The organism is Saccharopolyspora sp. (assembly GCF_017434145.1).
Taxonomy (GTDB): domain Bacteria; phylum Actinomycetota; class Actinomycetes; order Mycobacteriales; family Pseudonocardiaceae; genus Saccharopolyspora_C; species Saccharopolyspora_C galaxeae.
In genome coordinates this window covers 1-3,358 of sequence record NZ_JAFRFW010000535.1, presented here as the reverse complement: position 1 = coordinate 3,358, position 3,358 = coordinate 1, and the positions used below count along the sequence as shown (strand labels likewise).

Genomic DNA, 3,358 nt, shown 5'->3' with positions numbered 1-3,358 from the left:
GTCGCCGATCTCGGTGATCGGCCCGGCCGACTCGTGCCCGAGCACCGTCGGCGGGCGCAGCGCGGTCGGCCCGGTCCGGCCGTCGGCGTAGTAGTGCAGGTCGCTGCCGCACAAGCCGGTCGCGGCCACCGCGATCCGCACCGCGCCGGGGCGCAACGGCTCCGGCTCGACCTCTTGCACGCGCACGTCCTCCGGCGCGTGCAGCACCGCGGCCCGTTCCAACGTTCCTCCTCGACTCATGCCGCCACTGGTTCCCGCACCGGCAGCGGTTCGACCCGCTTGATCAGCACCCCGTAGGAGAACGCGCCGAGCAGCCCGAGCGCGCCGGAAAGCACCAGCGGCGCCACGAACGACCCGCCGCTGACGGTCTGCAGCACACCGGTGACGATCGGCCCGATGAACCCGGCGAGGTTCGACGCGCAGTTCTGGATACCCGCCAGCGAGGAGACCTGCCCGGGCTGCGGGGCGACGTCGGCGGGCAGCGAAGCCACCGAGGCGGCGCTGAACGACAGGCTGGCGTAGGAGATCGACAGCAGCACCACCGCGCTCGCCGCGTTCGGCACGACCACCGCGAGCGCGATGACCGAGCTCAGCAGCATTCCCGGGATCAGGCAGATCTTGCGCGCCCGCGTCAGGCTCCACCCGCGCCGCACCAGCGAGTCGGACACCCAGCCGCCGAGCAGGCTGCCGCCGATCGCCACGATGCCGGGCAGCGCGCCGACCGTGCCCAGCTCCAGCAGGTCGAACCCGCGCGCCTGCACCAGGTAGCTGGGGAACCAGGTGATGAAGAAGTAGATGATGTAGTTCAGGCAGAAGAAGCCGAGCATCATCGCCCACACCGTGCGGTAGCGGAACAGGTCCCGCCAGCGCACCTTCGGACCTTCGTCCGATGTGGACTCCCCGCGCGCGCCGCCTTCGTCGATGTAGGCGAGTTCCTGCTCGGTGACCTTCGGATGCTCCTCCGGCTCGCGGTAGGCGAACCACCACCACGCCACCCACAGCAGCGCGAGCACGCCGACGACCAGGAAGGCCGCGCGCCAGCCCTCCCAGGCGATGATCGCGGTCACCACCGGCAGCGCGATCGCGGTGCCCGCGCGGGCGCCGTTGTCCCAGATGCTGTTCGCGAAAGCCCGCTCGTGGCGCGGGAACCAGCGCGAGACGACCTTCGCCGAGCCCGGGTAGCCGGTGGATTCGCCGACGCCGAGCAGGAACCGGAACGCCAGCAACGCGATCAGCCCGGTCACCAACCCGGTGAGCATCGTGGCCAGGCCCCACACCAGCGCGCCCAGCGCGAAGGACTTCTTCACCCCGATCCGGTCGATCAGCACGCCCGCGGGCAGCTGGAACACCGCGTAGGCGAGGAAGAACGTGCCCAGGATCAGGCCCTGCACGCTCGGGTCGAAGCCGAGGTCGTGGTTCATCGACGGCAGCGCCACGGAAAGCGCGGAGCGGTCGATGTAGTTCACCGACAACCCGACGAAGCACAGCAGCGCCATGCCCCAGCGCAGGTTGTTCGCCCGGCCTCGCGGACGCGCCGGGCGTTCCGGCGGGGTCTGCGTGGTCATCGCTCCTCCTTGAGCCACCACGTTCCGAAATACGGAATACCGTTTTGTATGAGCGAACGGTAGCGTAGATCGGGACCGGGCCGGAAGCAATGAAGCGGGGGGAGCGGGGACGATGAGCGCCTCGGAAGGCAGCGCGCTGCGCACGCTGCGCGTCCTGGAAGCGGTCGCCGACCCGGGCGGCCCGCACCGGCTCGGCGAGATCGCCAAGGCCACCGGCATCGCCAAACCCAGCACGCACCGGCTGCTGAGCGGGCTGACCGCGGCCGGCTACGCGGTCAGCGACGGCGACGGCGGCTACTCGCTCGGGCCGCGCGCCTACGCGATGTCGGCGACGATCTCCGCGGCCGCGGGCTCCGGCGGCGAGACGCTGCTGGAGCGGTTCCAGGCCGAAGTGGGCCAGACCGTGCACGTCGCGCTGCTCAGCGGCGACCACGCGATCTACGTGCGCAAGGTGGACAGCGCCGGGCCGTACCGGATGGCTTCGCGGATCGGTGGCGTGCTGCCGCTGCACTGCACCGCGATCGGCAAGGCGATCCTGGCGAACCTGCCCGCCGAGGAGCGTTCCGCCGCGCTGGCCGCCGGACTGCCCGCGCAGACCGACCGCACCATCACCGGCACCGCGGAGCTGGAAGGCGAACTCGAGCGGATCCGCGCCGCGGGCTGCGCGATCGACGACGAGGAGAACGAGGAGACCATCCGGTGCCTGGCCGCGCCGCTGCTGGACGGCACCGGACGTCCGGTGGGCGGGGTGAGCATCTCGACGATCACGTTCCAGCTCAGCCGCGACGAGCTGCTGGCACACTCCGCCCGGCTGATCGAAACCGCCGGGCTGCTGGCTCCGCACTACACGTGAGGCCGAACGCCGCTCGGCGGTGATCCGCCGGGAGTACGCTCGGTGATCGAGTCTGCGAGCAGCGTGCTCCCAGCGGGCGGCTCCTTCCACCGTCCTTCCTGGACACCACGCCAGCAGCGACGGAACCGGTTCGTGGCGCACCACTCGATCCGGTGAGCGACGGAACCGGACGGCGGCCCGCGGAGTCCGACCCCGCGAACCGGCGAAGGGAGACCCACCAGTGGATCAGATTCGCGTCCGGCTGCGCGGCGGACCGGAGGACGGCCGCGAGATCACCGTCCCCGCCGACACGTCCGGGCATCCCGTTCCGCGCATCACCGTGCCCGTCCGCGGCCCGGAGCCGCCGCGCGCGGCGGCCGCTCCGCCGCTGTTGATCTACGAACGCGCCGAGCCGGGCCGAGCCGACACCTGGGAGTTCGACTACGTGGGCGCGCAGTCGCAGACCTAGCGTCCTCCCGGACTGGCTTCACCGGGCGGTGGGCCGCTTTCAGACCCGCTGCTTCCGATCGTCGACCGCCCCCGGGTGCGCACCCATCCCGATCCGGGCGTAAGTCCGGGGACGGCTGCGGCGCAACCAAATGCCCCACGCGCCACCGCCGAGCGCGACCACCAGGTACAGCAGCGGCAGCGACCAGGCCGCCGGATCGCCGGGCGCGACTCCCAGCACGGTGCCGAACGAGCTCAGCGTCAGCACCAGGATCAGCCCGAGCAGCACCACCGCCGCCGCGGGCGCGAACAAGGTGCGCCACCTGCTGTGCCCGCCCGGACCGTTGCGCAGGAAGTAGCCGACCACGGCCAGCGAGGTCGCGGTCACCAGCAGCAGCACGCCGAGCGCTCCGAGCGAGGCGCCCCAGAAGAACAGGTAGACGATCGGATCCCACCCGCCGATCGCGAAGACCACCACGAACAGCAGCGCGATCGCGCTCTGCGTCGCCGACCC

Annotated in this window: 4 protein-coding genes and 1 pseudogene; 2 read left to right on the top strand and 3 right to left on the bottom strand. The window is 71.6% G+C overall.

Annotated elements, in window-relative coordinates; all coding sequences use genetic code 11:
* Both IJH84_RS14850 and IJH84_RS14845 read right to left on the bottom strand, forming a co-directional pair.
* A partial coding sequence (locus IJH84_RS14850; RefSeq protein WP_295145443.1) for an alcohol dehydrogenase catalytic domain-containing protein occupies nucleotides 1–222 on the bottom strand: 222 nt, incomplete at its 3' end.
* Between the two features lie 14 nt (nucleotides 223–236).
* Nucleotides 237–1,565, bottom strand: coding sequence for an MFS transporter (locus IJH84_RS14845; protein ID WP_295145441.1), 1,329 nt, complete (start codon nucleotides 1,563–1,565; stop codon nucleotides 237–239).
* A gap of 112 nt (nucleotides 1,566–1,677) precedes the next feature.
* Between IJH84_RS14845 and IJH84_RS14840 the strand changes: the two genes are divergently transcribed.
* Nucleotides 1,678–2,418 carry an IclR family transcriptional regulator gene (locus IJH84_RS14840; protein WP_200070647.1) on the top strand — a complete coding sequence of 247 codons (741 nt, stop codon included), beginning with the start codon at nucleotides 1,678–1,680 and terminating at the stop codon, nucleotides 2,416–2,418.
* 220 nt (nucleotides 2,419–2,638) lie between these two features.
* The gene (locus IJH84_RS14835; RefSeq protein WP_200070648.1) at nucleotides 2,639–2,866 is read left to right on the top strand and encodes a hypothetical protein; all 228 of its coding nucleotides are present in this window, start codon (nucleotides 2,639–2,641) and stop codon (nucleotides 2,864–2,866) included.
* 39 nt (nucleotides 2,867–2,905) lie between these two features.
* On the opposite strand, the pseudogene IJH84_RS14830 reads toward IJH84_RS14835, so the two are convergent.
* A pseudogene (locus IJH84_RS14830) lies at nucleotides 2,906–3,358 on the bottom strand (amino acid permease); the annotation flags it as partial.